The 21560-nt window shown below is 38.2% G+C and carries 16 protein-coding genes and 1 pseudogene; 1 reads left to right on the forward strand and 16 read right to left on the reverse strand.

Features of this window, described 5'->3' with window-relative positions; translation table 11 throughout:
• Window positions 1-123: 123 nt before the first annotated feature.
• Together KZC02_RS25925 and KZC02_RS25930 are read right to left on the reverse strand one after the other, a co-directional pair.
• Window positions 124-1416 carry a polysaccharide pyruvyl transferase family protein gene (locus KZC02_RS25925; RefSeq protein WP_221391315.1) on the reverse strand — a complete coding sequence of 431 codons (1293 nt, stop codon included), beginning with the start codon at window positions 1414-1416 and terminating at the stop codon, window positions 124-126.
• A gap of 762 nt (window positions 1417-2178) precedes the next feature.
• The gene (locus tag KZC02_RS25930; RefSeq protein ID WP_221391316.1) at window positions 2179-2997 is read right to left on the reverse strand and encodes a LytTR family DNA-binding domain-containing protein; all 819 of its coding nucleotides are present in this window, start codon (window positions 2995-2997) and stop codon (window positions 2179-2181) included.
• Between the two features lie 772 nt (window positions 2998-3769).
• On the opposite strand from KZC02_RS25930, the gene KZC02_RS25935 reads away from it, so the two are divergent.
• Complete coding sequence (locus KZC02_RS25935; protein ID WP_221391317.1) at window positions 3770-4015, forward strand: hypothetical protein; 246 nt, start codon at window positions 3770-3772, stop codon at window positions 4013-4015.
• Here the strand turns inward: KZC02_RS25935 and KZC02_RS25940 are convergent.
• The 14 genes and pseudogenes from KZC02_RS25940 to KZC02_RS26005 form a co-directional block, all read right to left on the reverse strand.
• Window positions 4001-4654 carry a T9SS type A sorting domain-containing protein gene (locus KZC02_RS25940; protein WP_221391318.1) on the reverse strand — a complete coding sequence of 218 codons (654 nt, stop codon included), beginning with the start codon at window positions 4652-4654 and terminating at the stop codon, window positions 4001-4003. The genes KZC02_RS25935 and KZC02_RS25940 overlap by 15 nt on opposite strands.
• A gap of 91 nt (window positions 4655-4745) precedes the next feature.
• Window positions 4746-7067 carry a heparin lyase I family protein gene (locus KZC02_RS25945; protein WP_221391319.1) on the reverse strand — a complete coding sequence of 774 codons (2322 nt, stop codon included), beginning with the start codon at window positions 7065-7067 and terminating at the stop codon, window positions 4746-4748.
• 360 nt (window positions 7068-7427) lie between these two features.
• Complete coding sequence (locus tag KZC02_RS25950; protein WP_221391320.1) at window positions 7428-8087, reverse strand: T9SS type A sorting domain-containing protein; 660 nt, start codon at window positions 8085-8087, stop codon at window positions 7428-7430.
• 75 nt (window positions 8088-8162) lie between these two features.
• The gene (locus tag KZC02_RS25955) at window positions 8163-10490 is read right to left on the reverse strand and encodes a heparin lyase I family protein (RefSeq protein ID WP_221391321.1); all 2328 of its coding nucleotides are present in this window, start codon (window positions 10488-10490) and stop codon (window positions 8163-8165) included.
• Window positions 10491-10870: 380 nt separating this feature from the next.
• The gene (locus KZC02_RS25960; protein WP_221391322.1) at window positions 10871-11605 is read right to left on the reverse strand and encodes a polysaccharide lyase; all 735 of its coding nucleotides are present in this window, start codon (window positions 11603-11605) and stop codon (window positions 10871-10873) included.
• A gap of 105 nt (window positions 11606-11710) precedes the next feature.
• Window positions 11711-12892 carry a glycosyltransferase family 4 protein gene (locus KZC02_RS25965; protein ID WP_221391323.1) on the reverse strand — a complete coding sequence of 394 codons (1182 nt, stop codon included), beginning with the start codon at window positions 12890-12892 and terminating at the stop codon, window positions 11711-11713.
• Window positions 12893-12919: 27 nt separating this feature from the next.
• On the reverse strand, window positions 12920-14227 hold the full coding sequence (locus KZC02_RS25970) for a UDP-glucose/GDP-mannose dehydrogenase family protein (RefSeq protein WP_221391324.1): 1308 nt from the start codon (window positions 14225-14227) through the stop codon (window positions 12920-12922).
• A complete protein-coding gene (locus KZC02_RS25975; RefSeq protein ID WP_221391325.1) occupies window positions 14224-15960 on the reverse strand; it encodes an alginate lyase family protein in 1737 nt (578 codons plus the stop codon). Before KZC02_RS25975 ends, KZC02_RS25970 begins: the two co-directional genes overlap by 4 nt.
• Before the next feature lie 253 nt (window positions 15961-16213).
• Window positions 16214-17362, reverse strand: a complete 1149-nt coding sequence (locus KZC02_RS25980; RefSeq protein WP_221391326.1) for a glycosyltransferase family 4 protein — start codon at window positions 17360-17362, stop codon at window positions 16214-16216.
• Window positions 17359-18246 (reverse strand): glycosyltransferase family 2 protein, encoded by an 888-nt coding sequence (locus tag KZC02_RS25985; RefSeq protein ID WP_221391327.1) that lies wholly within the window; start codon window positions 18244-18246, stop codon window positions 17359-17361. Before KZC02_RS25985 ends, KZC02_RS25980 begins: the two co-directional genes overlap by 4 nt.
• Window positions 18247-18327: 81 nt before the next feature.
• The gene (locus KZC02_RS25990) at window positions 18328-19575 is read right to left on the reverse strand and encodes a hypothetical protein (RefSeq protein ID WP_221391328.1); all 1248 of its coding nucleotides are present in this window, start codon (window positions 19573-19575) and stop codon (window positions 18328-18330) included.
• A gap of 97 nt (window positions 19576-19672) precedes the next feature.
• Window positions 19673-19974: pseudogene (locus KZC02_RS33435) on the reverse strand (CatB-related O-acetyltransferase); the annotation flags it as partial.
• Window positions 19975-20041: 67 nt separating this feature from the next.
• Window positions 20042-20356, reverse strand: coding sequence for a hypothetical protein (locus tag KZC02_RS26000; protein ID WP_221391329.1), 315 nt, complete (start codon window positions 20354-20356; stop codon window positions 20042-20044).
• Window positions 20357-20591: 235 nt separating this feature from the next.
• Complete coding sequence (locus KZC02_RS26005) at window positions 20592-21533, reverse strand: glycosyltransferase family A protein (RefSeq protein WP_221391330.1); 942 nt, start codon at window positions 21531-21533, stop codon at window positions 20592-20594.
• Window positions 21534-21560 lie beyond the last annotated feature (27 nt).

Genomic DNA, 21560 nt, shown 5'->3' on the forward strand with positions numbered 1-21560 from the left:
TACGTCGCAGATATATGACTATTCAGTGTATTTAGTTCACATATCTGTTCAATTGTTTTAATATGCTGTTTAAGTTAAAAAAAGAGAAAAGGGTTTAAGTAATTTATCACAGGTTAAAAGGTATTATGAAAAGTAATTCTTCGATTGTGTTTTTAATACCTCCGAAACCAGTGTCTTGAAAGCACCGTCATATTGTTTTTCCACTCGTTCCAGTGCCAGGTGAACATTCTTTTTGGCAGACGGATAATCATTATAAACCTGCATCAGCCGGTCTGTTATTTGTTTTCCTGTCGTTTGCATCACTTCAAATGTCCAGTCTTTCAATCCAAGGTCATAATACATTTGTCCTTTGATCGTATCCTCCGGCTGGCGGATATAAAAAGCGGGAGTGCCGTTTGCAATCGCAATAATTGGTGAATGGCACTCAAGGCTTAGTATGGTGTGTGCGTCTCGGTAAAGCGATGCTGCTTCGTCAGGAAGCCAGTATCCATGTTTTACAATAAATGGTTTCACATCTTCCGGTAATGGATTTACCAGAAGTTCATCAATAATATCCACCTGATATGTCATTTCAGGGCATACCACAATTTTATTCCCGGTTTGGCGCACCCATGCAATCATGGCTTCACGCACCTTCGCGTGGTCCTCTTCTTTATATTTATCGTTAATTGCGTTTACTTCTTTTATGCGCTCCTCAGACCATTTGGTTTTGCCAGTCCTTATTTTATTATAAGGCGTGATGCGCAGCCTTGGTATTACGCAAATAAACTTGCGGGCTTCCAGGTCATTCGCCTTCATGTAGCTTTTTGCTTTGGCATCATCATGGATTTCCAGAGCAAAAGTGGCATCCGGTGCGAAGCGTATGAATTCTCCTTCAATGCCGTTCTTCTTTAAAACAGCAATAGAGGCGGTTTCACGCGTGAAAATAAAAGTAGCTTTCTGAAGTATAGATTTTAACTCAGGGTTGATTTCCTGGATTGTTACCCCAAATATGCCAAAGGGTTTTGTGGTCTGTGCAGCCCAGGCCTGCAGATAATCAGCAGCAAGAACAGCCGGTCCTGATCCGTGTATGAAAAAATCGGCCTCCTGAAATGCTTCCCTCACAGCTTCACTTTGAGGAGTATCGTCGGAAACCGAGCCATGTATGATCCTAACCTCCGGATAATGCCTTTCCAGCATTTTATCCACTATTTCACTTTTATTCTTTTTCCAGAGAATGATATTTACCTTGGGAAGCCTTTGTTTGATAAGGCCTATCAGGCCGGGTGTGTGTGCAATGTCGCCGATGTTAACGTCTTGCCAGCCGGAAACAATAAGTATAGTTGGGTTCGTCTTTTCAGTTACCTTAACAATGGAGGTTGACAATATAGCACCCGTTAAAAGGCCGGCTTGCTGAAGAAAATTTCTACGATCCATATATATTATTGTTAGGTATTTTTAGATCCGGACATTAATTCTAAATATGATCCGGCCTAAATTTTCTAATCTTTAATTGAGTTTTTTTTGATTCTTATCCCTGTGTTTTAAACCTTGCCCGTTCATTTTAAGTCTGAGGAACATTTCCGGTAATTTCCGGACTGGTTTGTTTAAGTTTATATCTGTTGGACTTCTCAAAACCGGTCAAAACGCCTGGCTGAGATATTTGATATAAACATCCTTTAATTTTGTTCGAGACAATCAGAATAAAATTCATCCGCAGCTGGAACCATGCAGAGTGCAGTACTATTTACAACGAAGACGATCTCTGTCTAATTACAGATTCAGGTATATGCCGACACTAAATAGTTCTACATGAATAAAAACTTTTGTCTCCGGCAAAATTCTTAAAAGCCTCAAATAGTTGCTAACGCCCATTGTATACGCTACTAACATTTTCCGTTCACGCAGGTTTGGTGCCAGAAGTCAACTCTATGTCTAAACTAGTAACAGATTGCGATTGTAATTAGCTTGTATATTGTTGTCATATATAATTTTTTTAGTTGTCAAATAAGTGAATTACGTATTAAACAGTTAAGACAGCTTGATTTTTATCTATGAAAAAATATATTTCCTGCCGGTTTCCGCTTACTTGCAATTACAGATCAATTACAATCCTGACTTAGTCGGCACAGATTTAGACCAAACAAATGTGCATAATCGAATAAATTTTTCAAATAGTATTATAATAAGACGGACAAATTAGCCAGTGAAGCGGACATTGTCCATCATTAGCGGCAAAATTACATCTTCGGTACTCAATCCTTCGACCCATTTGAGGAAATCCGATGCATTTGCTTTACTGATGATAACTGGCTCCGGAGTAGGGGAATTGACACCGATAAGAAGCTTCCTTCCAAAGTATTGCTGGATGTTGCTTACCGCTTTACGATGTACGATAAACTGCCTGTTGGCACGGAAGAAATCCTTGGGATTTAGCGTGGAAAATATGTTATTAAGCGTGTCACGCGTTTCATACTGACCATTTTGCGTGTGTACAGTAACCTGATAGTTATTGTAATAAATGAAATCTACCTGATCCAAATTGATCGGAATGATTTTATCCTGGTAGTAAACCAGCAGCGAGCTCTTGTAATTACTGGTATAACCTCCTGTATAACTAATTCGCTTGCTGTAAGAAGAATTTACTTCTGCGAACAGCTCTTTTAGCTGTGTGAATTTTCTAAGGCTCTTATTCAGCCTTACATTGTCAATAGGCTTTATCAAATAATCGATTCCGTTATTTTCAAAAGCTTCCAGAGCGTATTCATGATAGGAAGTGCAAAAAATGACGGGAGCCGCGATCGGGAAATCTTCGAATATGTCAAAACCCGGTCCATCGGCCAATTGAATGTCACAGAAGATCAGTTGCGGCATTTTGTTTTTTAACAGCCATACCCTCGCGTTCATTATAGAACTAAAAATACCACAGACTTTAAATCCAGTTGCTGTTTGTTCGATCATTTGCTTCAGCAATTCTGCTTCTGACAAATTTTCTTCAATAATCAATACTTCAGTCATAACGAAGAGTTTTAGAACTAGTATGCCGGGGTTCATTCGACTATACCAGTGAATATGAATTTTTGTTGAGTTTAAATGCTTTCAGTGTGTGTGACCTGTCTAAAATGTCCGCTGCGCTTTGCAAACCGAACTATTAACTCAGGATTCCGTCTTGATTTCTTAAAATATCTTTAAACAATTCGAAGATATTTTAATTTAGTTTTGATGAAGGGTATGCCCTTGTCGCTTATTGTCTTACGGGCAATACAAAGAAAGTTAATCCTTTTTTAAACTCTAAAAATTTGGGGTGCAACACCTATATTTTGGGGTATAAGTCAGTCTTGTGAGATAAAGGCTTAAAATCAATTTTTATTTTAAAAAAAATGCCTTTTTCAAACTACTTGTAAAAAATAGTTTGATGGAATTATTTACAAAAAATATCGGTAAAATACAAAATCGAATTAATGGTATTAATCAGGATAATTATATTGATGACAAGAAGTCGAAGCAAAATGGAAGCTTGTTTGATTTTGGATTATTAGTAGCTGTTTATTCACTATGAAATAACTCTAAGGGGCTTATCAATCTTGTTTGGGCCTTACAGATATAAAATTGATTGTTTTACTTACCTGAGATTACAAAACTCAGCAATGTGTCGTATATAGTTCAGGCAAAGTTTTAATTTAATCACTGACAAATACAAAATCGGTTTTGCAGTGAACGAAATGTGTTTTTATAAAAATGCCAAGATTTTATAATGAAACATTGAGATTTAAAATACATTATTTCTGGAATGATCAGAAAAACTTACTGGTTTGTGCAGGTGCATTTTTTATTAATAAAATGGGAAGGATTAAAACTGAAAATCTGCCTTTCTATTGAAACTCCGGCTGGCGGGTCATCCAATAAAAAGACAGATTTGATTTTAGCCTGGCACAAGCCTGCTGCTACTCGTAGATATAGAGCTTACATATTTCTGATGTTAAAAATGTGGGAAGAACTAACTAAATCTAATGGGGAGGAATTATCTCACCAGTAATTTTTTGGAATACTGGGAATCTTTTTCACTGATTTTGACGAAATACATTCCGGAGGATAGTTGTGGAATGGCAACTGTTTGTTGTTTGTCTTTGAGGGTAAAGCTTTGCTGATTGATGACACGTCCAAGACCGTCGAATAAGGATACCTGAATTTCTTTTCCATTTTCAAAATCATCCAGTCCCAGTGTAATTTGTTGGCTGGTGCTAACAATTGGATTAGGATATACCGAGAAATCTTTTGCAACAGGTTTCACTTCGGCGGTAACCGGTGCAATGATCGTTTCTTTCTTTTTGCTTTCGGCCTGACGGATTGGATCAATTATAAAAACCAAACGGCTGCCTGCATGTAAGGATGAATCGTTCTTATTAATATTTTCTCCTTTGAAAAGAACACTGTTATTGGCAATACTACGGATAGAGAATTTTCCGTCTGAGCTGTAATCCAGATTATCCGCCGGTGCGTCATGAACATCTGTAAAAAGATACATGCGTTTAAGATTGGCCTGCCAGTTGGTTTTTGCGGGACGCACAGTTTTGGCTTGCTGAGCATACGAAACTGAGAACAAAACTGATAGAAATAAGACAAGGGAGTACCGTAGAACAACTGATGAAGTTCTTGCTGAAATTGAAAAACGCATGGTTGAAAAATGATAAATTGGTGAATTAGTAATTTTAGTTATTTCTCTCAGCCCGTATGGAGAGGAGGATTTAATGCTTTACTGAAATTTCTTAAACAATTAATAATGGATTGGTGATGCGCGATATCAGGGATTCGGTTGTACTGAGTTCCATGTTCGCGTAGTCAACCATAAGAGTTTCTACTGATTTGGTCCGGTAAATACCGAATTTCCAATAAGGTCCGACGGTGTCATTATTTCCCATTCCAATGTTGATCAGATTTAATTTTTCTACGCCGTTTTCCCACCATTGTAACTGACCGTTGGTATGATGAAACCGGATCCTCATTACGTTTCTGACCCATACACCCCGTTGCAATTTGCCAGTATAACGTATTACGCCAGCTAAGTTTTTTGTTGCGATCTTGTCTGTGTTGGCACAAGTTGTAATTGACAAGTTATCTTCTCCAACAAATCGGAATGTTAATACCGGTACAGATGCTGCATCACCTGCGTCTTCAGTAGCGTGGAACTGTCCAAAGTGGCAAAATTTTGAGGTAACAGCATCACCAGGAGCAACTTTTACAGCGTAAGACAACCAGATGTCCTGGTTAAACGGCATCTTGTCAAGTGAATATAATTCCGACCGTTCTTTGTCTTTGCCAGCATCGCTTGACCATTGATCACCGGAATTCAGTTGAAATTTGTATTGCTGACATGATTTGTTTTTAGCCAGGCTTACAGAATAATCTTTATTCGGGCTTTGTACGCGGTAATCGTTTCCGAATATGTTAAGCTTTGTTGTGCTCAGGCCAGCATTTTTATAATCAGCCGGGAACATTGTTTGCGAAATGTCTTCTTTCTGATCCCTGGTTGTTCCTGATGACCAGAAGCTGCCAGTCTGTAACTCATATCTTGAAGTTGGTACAATGTAGTTGTTCGAAACATTATCAACCCAGGTACCTCCGTTGGTTCTCTGAATCATGATATCATTTGACGAAGGGATCGGTGGCAGAAGAGCACAATTTTCTGCACTGCGCGTTACCGGTACTTTTTCGGTAGGGATATAGCTGCTGGCGTAAGTACCGGCTTCAAGCTGTGGGCCCCACACATATATTCCGTATGCACCGTTTCCTTTGTATGCTCTTTCGTTTTCGTTTATTTCTACTCCAACACTTGTATCCATTTCTGCGGTTGAAGCTACGAGTGTGGCACTGTAACGGCACCATCCGTTTCCAATCCGTTCAATATTTGTGGACTGATAGGCTGGATTCACACTTCTGCTCACAGATCCATCGCTCAGGTCAAAATGAACCGTTGCACCACCAATGTTGAAATATGCCCATTTACGTTCAGCCGGGCGGATGTAAATGCTGAATGTATAAACCTGGCCAACTATTACTGCCGGTTTGATCGCCGGGCGGATATAATGTGAATTGGATGTAGTGTCCTCAACAAGTTTAATTGCTTTACTGATACCATTAGGCGATAGGAATTTCTCATTTTGAACCTCTACGTTACGAATCAGCCAGATAGAACTGTCGCTGAAATTTTCTGATTGTTTTAAAATATTGGTTGCAGCCGGCTCTACCATGAGCCCTTTAAGTTCCAGAGTATCTGGATCGTAAGTATAACGTGGTTCTGCATATGGTTTATTGGTTGTCAACTTATAATCTGATGCTACCGGTGCTGCTTCAAACTGAGCTCCCCAGCTGTATATATAATTGGAATCACTTCCTGCATAACTGTAATTGTATGAATCATCTACGATGTATATGTTAGAACCGGATATTGTACTCAGATCAGGAATTGCTGTAAGAACAACTCTCCACCAGCCATTGCCTTCATCTGTTATCGAAGATTTTACAACATTCGATGTGATAGAAGAAATTGTACCCGTTACCAGATCGACATTCAGCTTTGGATTGCCACCTGTGTAACTCGAAGAATTGGACAACCCGATCCTTACCTTTGAGCGTGTACCTGCTTTTAAGTATATACTGAATGTTTGTGGTGCACCTTTTATTACTGTAAGTCCTTTACTTAAGCGATGCTCTCCAAGGCTGCCCGTTTCTGAAAGCATGTTGGTAGTACGGCTGCCATCCGGAGCAATAATATCACTTGCAGTTGTTACAACGGTTCCTGCTTTAACCCAGCTTGAATTGGCAAATTCCTGACTATATGTAAAAGAATTCTGACTTGTATATTTTAAGAAACCATTAGAATTGTAATAGGATGCAGCAGAAGAACGAGTCAGGGAGATATTTTCCATGTCTTCCAAAACACTTGCAGCATCGAAATTCTTTACTGGTTGTAGTTTTTTAAAAAGCTTTGATTTAGCTTCGGCACTTTTAGGAATAATAAACTGCGGAATCGCCATTAGCATAACACCAGCCATGGAAGATTTTTTAAGGAAGTCTCGTCTTGTGTTCATGATATTTAAAATTAAGTGTGATTATTTAAATATTTATTATTACTACAAATGAATATAATTACTTGTTGTTTCATTGTAGTATACAAATGTAGCTATTTGTAGTAATACTATTACGTTATTATGTAATTATTTTTTAATTATTTTTTCTGGATTGGGATATTTACAGGAAAAAGTGCCTTCACAGCGTTTAAATGGCATAGGTAGTAAAAAAATATTTTTTCAATTTGTACTACTACAAACAGTTTTGTAGTAGTTATTTGTAGAAATAAATAAAAAAAAGAGCCGTCCTGATTTCTTTTGTAGAAATCGGGACGACTCTTTAAAATGGTAGTTCAGGCTATCCTGAAAAGGTCTTACCTGTTATTTCACAAGTAATTTTTTTGAATACTGCTTATTATTTTCATTGATTTTAATGAAATACATTCCGCTGGACAATTTTGGAATAGCAACCGACTGCTGATTTTCCCGCGGAGTAAAACTTTGCTGGTTCAGTACCCTTCCTTGTCCGTCATATAAGGACATTTGAATTTCTGCTCCATCTTCGAAGCTGCCAAGGCTTACCGTAATTTCCCTTTGTGTATTATCAATCGGGTTAGGAAATACTGAAAATTCCTTTGGAAGTTCATTGATTTCCCGTTTCACTTCAACCACGCTATCTTCTTCGGTAGCTTGGGTTCTGCCAGCCGGATCAACTACGAAAATTGAATGGTTGGTAATTGTCACAGCGTTATCTTCCTTTTTGTTCAGATTTTCACCAGAAAATATCACTTTGTTGCTTGCCGTACTACGGATCGAAAATTTACCTTCGGCGGTGTAGTCAAAACGACTATCATTTTCTTCTTTTATATCTGTGAACAAAAATATTCTTTTCAGATTCGCCTGCCAGTTTGATTTAACAGCGCGCGGCGTTTTCGCATCCTGGGCATTACAAACATTTGAAAAAGTGGTTAGTAGCAGGAGTAAGGCGCACGGCAATAAAAATGCCGGTATTCTAATCTTAAGTGGAAGTAGAAGTAACATAATTTAATAGATAAAAGTGAGTCAGCTGAGTTTGAGAATATACATCCGGATTTGTTTCCGGTTAATAAGAATGGATTAAAGAATTAACAATGGACTTTCAATGCGTGAGCGCAATGAGGTCGTTGTAGAGAGCTCCATATTGGCATACTCAACCGTTAGCGTTTCCGGGGATTTTGTCCGGTACAGGCCATATTTCCAATATGGGCCGACAGTATCATTATTGCCAATTCCAACTCCGCTCAAATCCAGTTTCTTTACTCCGTTTTCCCACCATTCTACCTGTCCGTTTGTATGATGAAAACGGATCCTCAAAACATTCCTGACCCAAATACCACGTTTCAGTTTTCCGGTATAGCGCACAACGCCGGACGTATTGGTTGTTGCAATTTTGGCCGTATTGGCACAAGTCGTTACAGATAAATCGTCATTTCCGTTAAAACGAAAGGTTAACACCGGCACAGAAGCTACTTCATTTTGATCCTCTGTTGCGTGGAACTGGCCCAAATGGCAAAATTTAGAAGTAACTGCAGGGCCTTCCGCCACTCTAACCGCATAGGATAACCATACATCCTGACTGAAAGGCATCTTATCCAGAGAATATAATTCAGCTCTTTCCTTGTCTTTTCCGGCATCACTTGCCCACTGATCCCCGGATCTGAGCTGAAAACGATGGATCTGACTGGTTTTATTTTTGGCGTAGTTGACCGACCAGCTTTTGTCCGGACTTTGTACACGGTACGTATTACTGAATATTGTCAGTTTGGTGGATGTGAACCCGGCATTTACATAATCAGATGGAAAGAGGGTATCTACAATATCTTCTTTTTCCTCGTCAGTAGTTCCTACGTCCCAGAAACTGCCCGTCTGAAGTTCGTAGCCTGATGCAGGAACAATAAAAGAACTGGTTACATCGTCAGCCCAAAGACCGCCGTTTGTTCTTTGCAAAAGTATATCATGAGAATCGGTAGTAGGAGGAAGCAATCTGCATATTTCACCGCCCCGTGTAGCAGTGGAAGCGCCGGTTGGGATATAACTTGTTGCAACAATGCCTGTTTCAAGCTGTGGTCCCCATACATATATTCCTGAAGAACCATTTCCTCTGTATTGCCTTTCATTTTCGCTTACTTCAACACCAATAGTCGTGTCCATTTCGGTACCCGTGGCTATGATGGTACCAGAGCAGCGGAACCATCCGTTCCCCATTTCTTGTATGCTTGTATACAGATACAATGGATTTACACTCCTGCTTACTATTCCGTCGGTCAGATTAAAGTGAGCTGTTGATCCATCGAGATTAAGATAAACCCATTTTCTTTCAGCTGGACGTATGAAAACACTAAATGTATAAACCTGGCCTCTGGTTACAACTGGTTTGATGACAGGACGCATAAAGTGTGAATTGGTAGTACTGTCTTCAACCAGTTTCACTGCATTTACATTGCCATCCGGAGACTCAAACTTGTTAGCCTGCACTGTTGTGGCACGAAATAACCAGGCAGACGTATCGCTAAGTTTACCTGATTGACGCACAAAATTGGTTGCTGCAGGTTCTACCATAAGGCCTTTTAGCTTCCGGGTAGCAGGGTCATAGTTGTAACGCTCACCCGAAAAAGGCTTACTTGTTGTTGCAAAGTAGGAGGAAGGGCTAGAACCGGCTTCAAATTGTGCACCCCACAAATAGAAATTCTTTCCGCTTCCTGAATAGTTAATGATTTCAGATGTATTGAGCATGAAAATCTGAAAACCAGATATAGCACCCAGATCAGGTTTTCCTGTAATTGAAACTCTCCACCAGCCATCGCCTTCATTGACAACAGAAGAATTTATCACATTGGCTGTTTTGTTTGTGATTGCTCCTGTTGCCATATTAAAAAAGAAATTTGGATTCCCTCCTGTATAGTTTGCTGCGTTCATAAAACTAACACGAACTTTGGTACAGGAACCAGCTTTCAAATGGATACTAAATGTGTAATTAAGCCCTTGATTAACAGCAACGTTTCGGCTGAGTCGATGCTCGCTTCGAGCGCTTGTTTCAGTTAATACCTGAGCAGTTTTAGAACCATCAGGTGCATTGACGCTACTTGTAGAACCTGCCGTGGTTCCGGTTTTACTCCAGCTGCCATCTTTGATATCCTCACTGTAAGTCAGTAAATTCTGGTTGGCATAGCTGAGCACGCCGCTAGAGTTAAAATAGGTAGCAGAGGAAGGCCGGCTAAAAACGATGTTTTCGATCTCTTCCAATATCGGTGGTTCAAAAACCGATTTTTTTAGGTTTTCAGGCCTCATTTTCAGTAGCTGTGCCTTGTTGCGGCCATAGCTTTTCGTCGTAAACAAATGCGGAGCCGTAAAAAGCAGAGCACTTGCCAGGGACGTTTTTCGAAGAAAACTACGTCTTGAATTCATAGATACTAAGGTTAAGTTAGTGGAGTAATTGGTAAAACTTGAATTAATACTGTTACAATTTTAATAAAGCAATGCACTTGTCACAGAACTGAATCTGTGATTGCGGTATAGATTATAATGGTGTGTGATTCTTATTTTGTGTCAGTTACTCTTGTATAGTGTGTGGCTACATACTATATGTGAACATAGCAGCAATTGAATCGGAAGGCCTTTTACGGACTTACAGTATTTTTTATTAGAAGGGGCAATTAATAATCATTTTACATGCATAATTAATACAGGCTAATGCTTGCTATATGTTTATGTAAGTAAAATCATCTTTCAGTTCCGTAACCGAAGCAGCGTTACGGTCAAATACTTGATTAACAAAAATCACTCTTTTATTCAGTTTGGTTAAGTTTTAATGACTGGATCATTTTTAAATTAGCATTTTCATTTCCTATTATAACATCATCGAAAAAAACAACTCTTTTGGTCACGGTCGATTTACTTGCTTTATTTTTCCAGTCTGGCTTATATATCCCAAATTTGAAAAAGGGACCTTTTTTGTCATTGTAGTAGTTGGGGCCGGGATAGTTCAGGACGGGTTCACCGTTTTTCCATATTTCTATAAGCCCGTCGTCGTTGCAGGAAAAGCGGATATGGAATACCCAGTCAGTCCATTGATTTTTGTCTTGTTTGCCAAGAGCGAAGTTCTGTCTTCCGCCAATATTCTTGTCATCATTTACTTTGTCTGCCGACCATTGGATTGCGGCTCTCCAATAGCCATTTTGCGTCTTTAAAGCAATAGGTGCTGTTCTCCAGCTTTCACCCAGATCTAAATCAGGTGACTCATGCCATTGTGCAAGTATCTCGGATACCTGTTCTTTTTCATAATCTGCGGGCAAAAATATACTGAAAGAAAACCACCGGTCTATGTTGGTTTTCTTTTCAGTAAACCATGCTATTTCAGCGCGTTTGCCATTGGCAACAGACTTATCTTCTCTGTTAACTTCAAATCTTACGGAATGCTTGCCGGAATGGGCAACGGAGTCGGAACGTTGAATGGAAAAATCGCAACATTTTTCCCTGCCTTCTCCAACTTTTAGCAAATGAAGTATCTTCAAATGATTCATTAATGGAAAAAATCTGAGCAAATATTTTTTGCTCAGAAATAACAAACATGCAAGCAAAAATAGCTATCTGAAAAAGTAGTTTATTTCTTTTGCAAGTAAATTTGGTCATAACAACTTAGAATAAAACTCTATTAGTTTTTTACTTTCATAATCCCAGGACAGCTCGTTGATCACACGATTGTAACCAAACTCTCCCATTTTAATTCTAATAGCTTCGTTATTCAAAAGATAGTCAATTTTCTCAGAAAAATCCGCCACACTGGTTGCATATAAGGAAGCATCCCTGGCTGAATACCTTCCCTCTTTTAAATCAAACTGTACAATTGGTTTTTTTAAAGCCATGTACTCCATTATTTTGTTCATTGTCGACAAATCATTCATTTTTAAAGGCTTGTCCGGATTCACACAAATGTCTGCGGTGTTAAGAATGTCTACCATCAATTCGTCTGATACTCTTCCATAAAAATCCACGTATTCACCCAAGCCTTTTTCTATTGCAAATGCCTTGAGATTTTCAAGGCTCGTGCCACCTCCCACGATGGCAAGCTGCACATCTTTTCTATGGTCTGTTAGCAATTTAAATGATTCTAACAATAAATCTATGCCTTCCTGATCACCAATAACTCCTAAGTATCCAATTAAATAACTTCGACCTTTTTTGTAGACAGGATTTCCATTAGTAATTTTCAACCGGTCCAACTTCGGCCCGCTTCGGATCACCGTCACTTTATCAGGGTGCATTCCGCCTCTTTCAATTGCAATATTTCTGTACGATTCGTTGGTGGCAATGCTGGCATTTGCAGTCTTAAAAGTCAGCTTTTCAAACAGAACCATCAGCTTGTAAAAGGTATCTTTTTTCTCGAATTTAGCCTCGTACAATTCCGGGTTAATATCATGATGATCAAATACATACTTGACACCCAACAGTTTAAATGGGAGCGCCACCAGAAATATAAGATCCGGTGGATTGCAACCCTGAATAACATGGAACCTCTTTTTGGAAAATATTTTCACCGCCAGCACAAATTCCCAGAAGAGAGCAGCTCCATATTCCAGCAAATATCCAAGGGCTCCACTTGCCTCCAAAGGCAGTGGATGCCGATAAATATCAATACCATCAATAACCTCCCGGCTTTTTGTATACCCTTTCATTTTAGGACAAATGATAGAGATTTTAGCACCATACTCCTTTAATGTAGTTGCCTCCTGCCACACCCGGCGATCGAAAGGAACCGGAAGGTTTTCTACGACAATTAAAATATGTTTTCCTGAAAGGTTATTGTTCATTTTATTATTTATTGAGTGCAATTAAGCTTACCAGTTTATTCCGTAATAAATATTATTTTCTTTTACCTGAGCTGGCAGACGTACCATGTCCACAATTGTTTTGTCTTTAATTGTGTTGAGTTTTTCTACAAACTGTTGCTCTTTGTTACATACTACAAGTACATCACATTTATCCAGGACATAGTCAAGGTTATCAACAAGAAGCTTGGAAAGGTGAGGAATGCGGCTCTCAATATAGTCCTTATTCTTACCGGTCAGCTTCGCGATCTGAATGTTGGAATCGTAGATTGAGATGTCGAAACCTTTTCCGATCAGCGTTTCCACAAGTTCTACTGATGGGCTGTTACGAAGGTCGTCTGTTCCTGCTTTGAAACTAAGCCCAAGTACGGCTATCCTCTTACCAAAAAACTTACTTAATAAACCCACGGCGCGTTGGATCTGGATCGTGTTCGTAAGGTCGATACTTTCTATCAGAGGTACCTTTACGTATAGGTCATGAGCCAGTGTCTGCAAGCCTTTCAAATCTTTCGGCAAGCATGAGCCACCATACGCAAAACCCGGTTTAAAGTAGTATGGGGATATATTTAGTTGTTTATCCATGCAAAATATTTCCATCACTTTATGCGAATCAATACCCAGGGCACTCGAAATATTTCCTACTTCGTTAGCGAAAGAAATTTTCAAAGCATGGAAAGTATTGTTCACATACTTCATGATTTCGGCTGTTTTTGTATCCGTAATTACAACCTTAGCCGGAAGTTGTTCGTAAAGTGTTGAAAGCAGGGAAGTAGCTTGTTCGTTTTCACCGCCTATCAGTGTAAGCGGTGGATTATAATAATCCTGAACAGCAGTTCCTTCTCTCAAAAATTCAGGGTTATCGACAACTGCAAAATCTACATTGCTTTTCTTACCGGAAGCATCTTCAATAATGTGGGCGAACTTTTCGCAGGTACCAGGCAGTACAGTAGAGCGCAGTGCAATCACGTGGAACGCTTCTTTTTCTTTTAGCACTTCCCCAATGTTCCGCGCAACATTAAAAATGTAATCCAGGTTCAAATGCCCCTTTGCACTCGACGGTGTTCCCACTGCAATAATGGACACTTCGGTCTTCAGAATGGCTTCTTTGAAGTCAGAAGTTGCTGATATTCTACCTGCTTTATGCTGCTCCAGAATAATATTATCAATGTCTTTTTCTACAATTGTAGCCTGACCGCTATTGATCTGGTCGATTTTGTCTTTGCTGACATCTACTCCTATAACACTGTGGCCATTTTGAGCCAGACAGCCAAGGCTTACACAGCCTACATATCCTAATCCGAAAATACTGATGTTCATAACGTTGATAAAATTTTGATTTTTGTAGGTATTGAAATTGATTTAGTTAAAGTGGTGCGTCCAATTAATAAAGAGGAGGGCACCTTCACCATAAACGAGGGTGAATACCATCCCAGAGGATTATCCTCAGTAGCAGTTACGCTGTTCCAGCTTAAAAGCGGACTGAGTTCTATATGGATTTTAAGCGTTGTGTCTTCCGGTCTTGATAAAATATAACTGGTCGGGCTCACTTCCTCAATCTGAACAGAAGGATGCAAGTGAAAAGGCATCCTGATTTCGATGTCTTTTCCACCTTCCAGCTTTACTTCATCCAGCAAACGAAACTCCGACTCAGCTTTATGGAAATCGACTGTTCTTCTGTGTGTTATGCCCTGTTTAATATAACCGTTGTGGCTTGCGACCACTTTTTCTACACGGTCGCTCTTGTCAACAGATTCTACTTTGCTTTTGTAATGCTGCAGCCACATAGTAGGGCCGGCAAGTTTAGCCTGGTCGGTATCGCCAACAGCTACGGTATTATGGCCTAGTGTACTCACAAAGTACTCCCTCCATTCAGGATGCGTATGATAGGTGAAAGTTCCAGGGTCTACGAGGAAAGGATAGCCGTCGAGATTCAGAAAAAATGACAGCGAATCAGCGTGTCCGTGTGCTGCGATTGATAAAAAACCCAATGGTGCAGCATCCAGATGTGCATATATCTCTTTTCCTTTAAAGGCTTTGCTTTTGAAATAGAAATGGCCTTCTTCCGGATAAAAAGCGCTCTTAGCCGGAACAGAAACCGGGATAATTTTACTCCAGAAACTTTCTCCTTTACAGTAAGTAGTTAGTAATTCAGATTTGATATCCCATTTTGCATCAGGCCTTTTCCATTCCGGTTTTTTGAAAAGTACAACGGCTGTATTTAAAATGGAAATAAAATTATTGCTGTGCGTATCATTATCTGGCAGTATAACACGGCCGTCATCTTCATCCCCATACTTGGGGAAATTGCCTTTTGAGTCCAGAAACTCGAATATATAATTACAGATATTTCCGAGGCTGGTATGATAGGTAGTAGAAAATGAAATTCCGTGCTGTTCGCCGACAACATAACTCAGCAAAAAGAAATCAGTGATAAACTGAATGTATTCAGCTGCCTCTTCCTTATTGATACCGTTTTCAGAATGCTGGACTACAATTTCTTTTTCTAATCCTTTTTTTGCGAATTTCAGCCATTTTTCAGATTCCTGAAATTTCCAAAGGCAATTGGCAATGAACAATCCCGCATACTCTGATATCAAATGGTTATTTGCAGAAGAATAATAAGATGGATTATTGTATGAATAAAAACAATGCTGGTAAATCAGCGGCAACCAGATCCCATCGGTAAATTCTTTGTAACGGGCGTCTGCTTTCCAATTTTTGTCATTCGCCAGGATTTGCCAGCACCAGTACCAGTTAATAAGCCGGATATTGACTTCGATATTGCTGTACCAGTTAACTCCTTTCAGATAAGGATTTTGCACCTGCCAGTCGGTCATGATCTGAACGAACTGATCCAGCAATGACTGATCGTCTGTTTGTTTATATTTTATAATTAATGGTAATAGAAATTGCAGGCGATTAACCTCCCAAACCACTTTGGCACTGCCAAAAGCATCCGAACGGATATTGATGTCTTTTGAAAAGGACATCGGAAATTCCTTTCCGGTTGAGATATCAAGATGGAAATTGATAGGTTTACTGATATCCATTTCCAATCCAAAAAAATGATATTTGTTTATTTCCGGTAAATCAAATGCGCTGAAATTGCCTGGTTTAAATGTTGATAAAGCGTTGACATTAATTAATTTTGATTCAGGGGTTACAGATCTTTTTTCTCTATTTTTTTCTTTAAAAATTGATTTGTTCTAAACTGGATTTCTCCGGCACTCATTGTTTTCAGGCGATTGAATAACCATTTGACATCGGCCATACTTTATTAGATTAGGGTCTGTTAAATCATCACTATTGAGTAATTGCAGTATTCATTCTTCCAACCATTAAATCAATACTGGCTTCTTCATGAATGGTATTAAGTGCATTGTTGCTTAGTTTTTTGAGTAAAACAGGGTCTTTTAAAAGGAAAAGGATTTTATCTGCCAGTTCCTGTATATCGTTCTCCTTAACAAAATAGCCATTCTGTCCGTCATGCAGCAGCTGTATTTCCGGGCTATGAAAATCAATATCCTCGGTGATAAGCGGTAACCCATAAGTAAAAGCATGAACGATCGCAAGGCCGACATATCCTGGCATAATGAAGATGTCGGAAGACAGAAAATATTTCCCCACAATGGTTTCTTCGAAAACAGAACCCAGAAAATGGACTTTTTTGGATAGATTAAGCGAAGCACTTAATTCCGTCAAAGCGCCTCTTTCCTCTCCGTCTCCCACCACAATTAAATGAATGTTGGGATCAGCAGCACTGAGGAGTGACATGGCCCGGATTATAGCATCTACCTTTTTGAATTTGTTTAACCGGCCAGAAAAAATGATCACTTTTGATTCTTCGTTCAGGTCAGGAGACAGTGTTTTCAGGAACGTTGTCCTGTCAAAATCTGCTTTGATATTTTCTTTAATTGCCAAAAGCCTGTTAGTATCCAGCGTATTCGGGGCCACATGGATTTTATCTTTATTGAATCCTTTACCTACAAGATATTCCTTCCCTACATAAGAAAACGTAATGATGGAATCGGCAAGAGAAAAGAAATAATAATTCTGGAAATCTTTAAATGCCTTTTTAATTGGATTTTTGATCGGTTTGTGATCATAAGCGTGCGTCCAGGCAATAAATTTTATTCCTGTAAGCTTACAAAAAAGCAAACTGACATATTCCGTTATCTGTGTTCCGTTGTTAAGCCCAAGTATATAAGACGGCCGGTTTTTCAAGAAATAAGAAATTGCACCCGGAAAAAAGCTTTTTTTAGAATCATCTGAAAAAACATTTTTAAATATTCTGTATTTCAAACGGTCGTTTTCCTTGAGGTAGGGTTTTAATGTGCCTATAGTCAATATTTCTACCTGCAGATCATGTTTATTGGCAAGATAAGTTAGTACCTCATTACGATAATGCTGCCAGTTGGCATCCCTGGAAATAAAGTAAAGTTTTTTACTCATGATTTCGATTTATTTAATTTCACGCTGGATACCAATATTGACTTCATTACTCTTGATGTATCAATTAAAAAGTAAATCAGATGATGAGATTTTGAATGAACTTTTGCCCAGCGATAACGTATTTTTAAGTTCGATGGTGATTTAATGGAAAACAGCGACAGTTTCAGGAATTTAAAAAATGACAATTTTTTAATTGTGTTAATACCCGTATCATTTACATGGCTGAATACAACCGCTTTGGCAGAAACTAATAATTTATAACCAGCATTAGCCGCACGCAAAGTGTAATCATGATCGGCGTTGTACTGAGGGAAATTCACGTCATCAAACAACCCGATTTCCTTAAATGAATTAATTGGAATCAATGTACCTCTTCCTGGCAAATAGGATGTTTCTATAAATTCATAATCCTTTTGCAGCTGATCCAATTCCAGGGAACCATTTAGCGATGGCCGGCGATAGGCCAGGTAAGGATTCCATATAATTCCTGCATAATGAACAGAATTCGGATTATTGATATCCGCAGAAACGGAGCCGATCAGTGAATGCGGGTTTTTGTCTGCTGCTTTTACAAGCTCCTCTATATAATCAGGTTTTACAATTAAATCATTGTTCAATGCGAGAATAAAATCTTTTTCGCTGTGTTTCAAACCAAGTACATATTGTACACCCACATTCATCGCTTTCGTCCACCAAAGATTTCCATCTCCCTTCAAAACAATTACATCAGGAAATTTTTCAGCAATTACTTCTGATGTAGAGTCGGTAGAACCATCATCCACAACAATGATCCTGAAATCTGGATATGTTTGTGTTTTTAATGTTTCGATACATGCAAGTGTATAATTAAGCCTGTTATATACCGGAATTATGACTGATATCATGGTTATGTTTTTAAGCTGATTAAACTTTCCATTCATTGCCTGGTTTAGAAAATAATGCAATTCCGGAATGTTAAAATATTATTAGCTATGCTGAAATTCTCTGTACATCCCAGGATTTCTCCTCACCAGTTTTTGCTTTTTCTTTTTTTCGATAAAGTCTGGCTGTGCATAACATATTACGATCAGTGCAAAGAAAAAGATTTGCCGCGGATCAGTAATAAAGCGTGAATAATAGAACATGGCAATAATTAAAAGTGACATCACAGTGATAACAATGCCTCTGTTTTTCTCCCAAAATAAAGAAAACGTTACAGCAAATGTGATGACCAGTACAAGCATATTAGCAATACCCGTTTCATAGATTTGGATAAATGCCTCGTTCATACTGATATGTTCAAGTATATTGATGCGCTTGCCATCTATGTCAAAAATGTGGGAAACAATTCCTAAACCCTGCCCAAATGCATAGCTCTGCCGGGACTGCAAAATATATTCAAGTATTCGGGAGCGTTCTGCTTTTTCTTCATTGTCTGAATTCAGATACAAATCAAAACTCCTGAAAATTACTTTATCTACAAATATTTGAAAATCTGCAATCGCATTGTAACAGACCACTACCACAACAACTGTTAAAGTAGCGAGGGTAATGGTTTGAAAAATCAGTCTGGGGTTTTTAAACATATAAATTCCTACGGAGACAACCAGGCCCAGGTAGAAAAATTTGTTATCCGTAAGTGATGAAAGAAATATAGATATAAAAATGAGCGAAATAGTAAGCAGCTTAAATTTATCCCGAAGCAACCCGTAATTAATTAAAAATAACCAGAATATACCCGTTGCATGCGAGGATCCATTCCCAAATAATCCGTTGTGTTCGTCAATATTCCAGGGTTCAGCCAGATATTCTCTTACTATAAAAGGTATATTTAAAAAGAACTGAACACAACCTATGACGTATAAATGATATAAAACTTTCTTAATATCTATTTCTTCATTCTTAATTAACTGAGCGAAAAAATATAAAATAAAAATAAACCGGATGTTATAGTAAAACCGGAAAAGTGCTAAGGGGGATAATCCAAACATGTAGAGCTGTGCAAACATAAAACCAAAGTTTATGGCCAGCATAATTCCAATATTTATTAAATTTTGTGTCAGCGTTTGTGAAAAACATACATACACAAAAGATATAAGGAATAGCAGGTCAAACAGGAGCCATGGAGCTCGTGCTTTTCCTAAAAAGATAAGAAACACTGTCAAACCAACCAGAATATATCTGGTCCATTTATTTGTGTCAATAGTTTTGTTCAATAATGTATGTGTTGCCATATTTAAGACTTGTATTAGTAAGCCAATTGTGTAATTTTTATCAATTACCTATTCAGAAAAATAAGAAAATAATGTTTCTGAATTGCGTATATCATTATCAGTTTTTTAAGTCTGGAACTTTTTCAGAATATTCATCCAGAAATGGATCAATGTTATTAAATAAACCAATATTTTTTTGTATTTTTTCTGTTTCCCAATTCCACCATTTTAATTTTAAAAGTTTTTCAATTTGTTCATCAGAAAATCTTTTTTGATGGGCTTCGCAGGAATTCCACCAACAATCGTATAAGGTAATACGTTTTTGGTAACTACGGAACCAGCAGCTACAATAGCACCATCTCCAATAAACAAACCATCAAGAATCGTTACATTATTTCCAATCCACACGTCGTTTCCTATATTAAGAACATACTTTTTTCATCATCAACAAACAAATGTTCTTCAAAAATAGCCTCTTTCACAAAGCTTACTCCGGTCGGGCTGACCGGAGAAAAAACGAAGGATGTGTTGACACAAAAGTAGTAGAAGGATGCCTGCCTACATATGTTTGTACAAATGATCCAATTGAACAATATTTACCAATTTTACATTTTAAAATCCTGCTCTGATTAGCAATGTAAGTTCCTGTTCCTAATTCTGATGATCCTACAAATGATCCGTTTCCAATCCAGTTATTTCCTTCAAATTTATTTTTTGTATCCAGGTTTACATTCCCTTTAAACACAACACCATTTCCCCTGGAAGATAATTTATAGTATAAAATTTTTAAAAGCCTTTTCATATCTTCAAATGAGTTACTTATCCTGAATCAGTTTACCGGTTTATCTTTTTTAATAAAAAATGCTTTACCAGTGCATATGTATTTCGGGCAGTTATATTTTTATAATCATAAAGCAATCTGAGAACGGTTAAATCTTTTTGATTTTTTGTCCCGTTTTTTCCGGTTTTTGTATCATACAAAAAAATATCGGCTCCATCAATATCATAAATTATGTTATCTTCATGAGGACGCATTCTCAAACCAAATGACTTGACAATTTCAAAGGTTCGGCTGCCATAGACAGCAAATATCTTTTATTGGTATTTGTTTTGGTGCCGTATAAATTGACCAGCAACTCAGAATCCTGAACACTGATCATAATTCCCATTTCTTTCCTTTCAAAAAAAGCATCATATTTTACTGCTTCTTTCAATGAAGGAGTTTTATAATTCAGAAATGAAGTTTGTAGAGGAACCTGATATTTGGTGTTGTTTATTTTATTGTGGGTACCGGCATCACTAAAATTAGTTGATAATGAAACCTGTGGATAGACAAAATATTTATCCGTTTTCACAACATAAGTGATAAAATATTTAAGCCATGAAGACTTTGGCCAGCTCGTTACAAAAGCCGGGATCTCATCCTGGGAAACCAGCTCCTGTTCGTTCTGAATATACCAGTCATGAAATTTTTTCCACATCGCCGAGGTCCAGCATTGGCCCCAGGATTGTGCGAATTGCATGAAGAAAATGTCAAATCCATTATTGGAAGCTATAAACGGCCTTGCCGAATTGACATTCCATTCGTGTTTATATAATGATATTCCTGCTATGTAATCCTCATTGCCATAAGCAGTTAACATTTGCAGGCTGTAATTGTAAAATTGTGGCGAAACAAATACATCATCTTCAAGCATGATCAGTGAGCCATAAGTAGCTGACATATTTCCACATAAAAGAACGTGTTTTCTCAGACCCAGATTTGCTACATGTGGGATAACTGTCTTGTTGCCGTGTTTCCATTCGAACGCATTGGCAATTTCAACAACTTCCTGATGAGAATCAGAATCCTGATAATCAATGCTAATGATCAGTTCAATGCCGTTTACCGGATATTGTGCACGCTCTAGCGAGGACAACAGTCTTTTTAAAGAGACTGGCCTGTTATAAGTTACAACTGCTATTGCCGGTTTGATCATAAATTATTAGTCGTACGTTTTATAATT

The organism is Dyadobacter sp. NIV53, assembly GCF_019711195.1.
Taxonomy (GTDB): domain Bacteria; phylum Bacteroidota; class Bacteroidia; order Cytophagales; family Spirosomataceae; genus Dyadobacter.

Coding starts and splice junctions, on each gene's coding strand:
- KZC02_RS25925 (WP_221391315.1), bottom strand. CDS start 1,416: ATGGATCGTAGAAATTTTCTTCAGCAAGCCGGCCTTTTAACGGGTGCT.
- KZC02_RS25930 (WP_221391316.1), bottom strand. CDS start 2,997: ATGACTGAAGTATTGATTATTGAAGAAAATTTGTCAGAAGCAGAATTG.
- KZC02_RS25935 (WP_221391317.1), top strand. CDS start 3,770: ATGATCAGAAAAACTTACTGGTTTGTGCAGGTGCATTTTTTATTAATA.
- KZC02_RS25940 (WP_221391318.1), bottom strand. CDS start 4,654: ATGCGTTTTTCAATTTCAGCAAGAACTTCATCAGTTGTTCTACGGTAC.
- KZC02_RS25945 (WP_221391319.1), bottom strand. CDS start 7,067: ATGAACACAAGACGAGACTTCCTTAAAAAATCTTCCATGGCTGGTGTT.
- KZC02_RS25950 (WP_221391320.1), bottom strand. CDS start 8,087: ATGTTACTTCTACTTCCACTTAAGATTAGAATACCGGCATTTTTATTG.
- KZC02_RS25955 (WP_221391321.1), bottom strand. CDS start 10,490: ATGAATTCAAGACGTAGTTTTCTTCGAAAAACGTCCCTGGCAAGTGCT.
- KZC02_RS25960 (WP_221391322.1), bottom strand. CDS start 11,605: ATGAATCATTTGAAGATACTTCATTTGCTAAAAGTTGGAGAAGGCAGG.
- KZC02_RS25965 (WP_221391323.1), bottom strand. CDS start 12,892: ATGAACAATAACCTTTCAGGAAAACATATTTTAATTGTCGTAGAAAAC.
- KZC02_RS25970 (WP_221391324.1), bottom strand. CDS start 14,227: ATGAACATCAGTATTTTCGGATTAGGATATGTAGGCTGTGTAAGCCTT.
- KZC02_RS25975 (WP_221391325.1), bottom strand. CDS start 15,960: ATGGATATCAGTAAACCTATCAATTTCCATCTTGATATCTCAACCGGA.
- KZC02_RS25980 (WP_221391326.1), bottom strand. CDS start 17,362: ATGAGTAAAAAACTTTACTTTATTTCCAGGGATGCCAACTGGCAGCAT.
- KZC02_RS25985 (WP_221391327.1), bottom strand. CDS start 18,246: ATGATATCAGTCATAATTCCGGTATATAACAGGCTTAATTATACACTT.
- KZC02_RS25990 (WP_221391328.1), bottom strand. CDS start 19,575: ATGGCAACACATACATTATTGAACAAAACTATTGACACAAATAAATGG.
- KZC02_RS26000 (WP_221391329.1), bottom strand. CDS start 20,356: ATGAAAAGGCTTTTAAAAATTTTATACTATAAATTATCTTCCAGGGGA.
- KZC02_RS26005 (WP_221391330.1), bottom strand. CDS start 21,533: ATGATCAAACCGGCAATAGCAGTTGTAACTTATAACAGGCCAGTCTCT.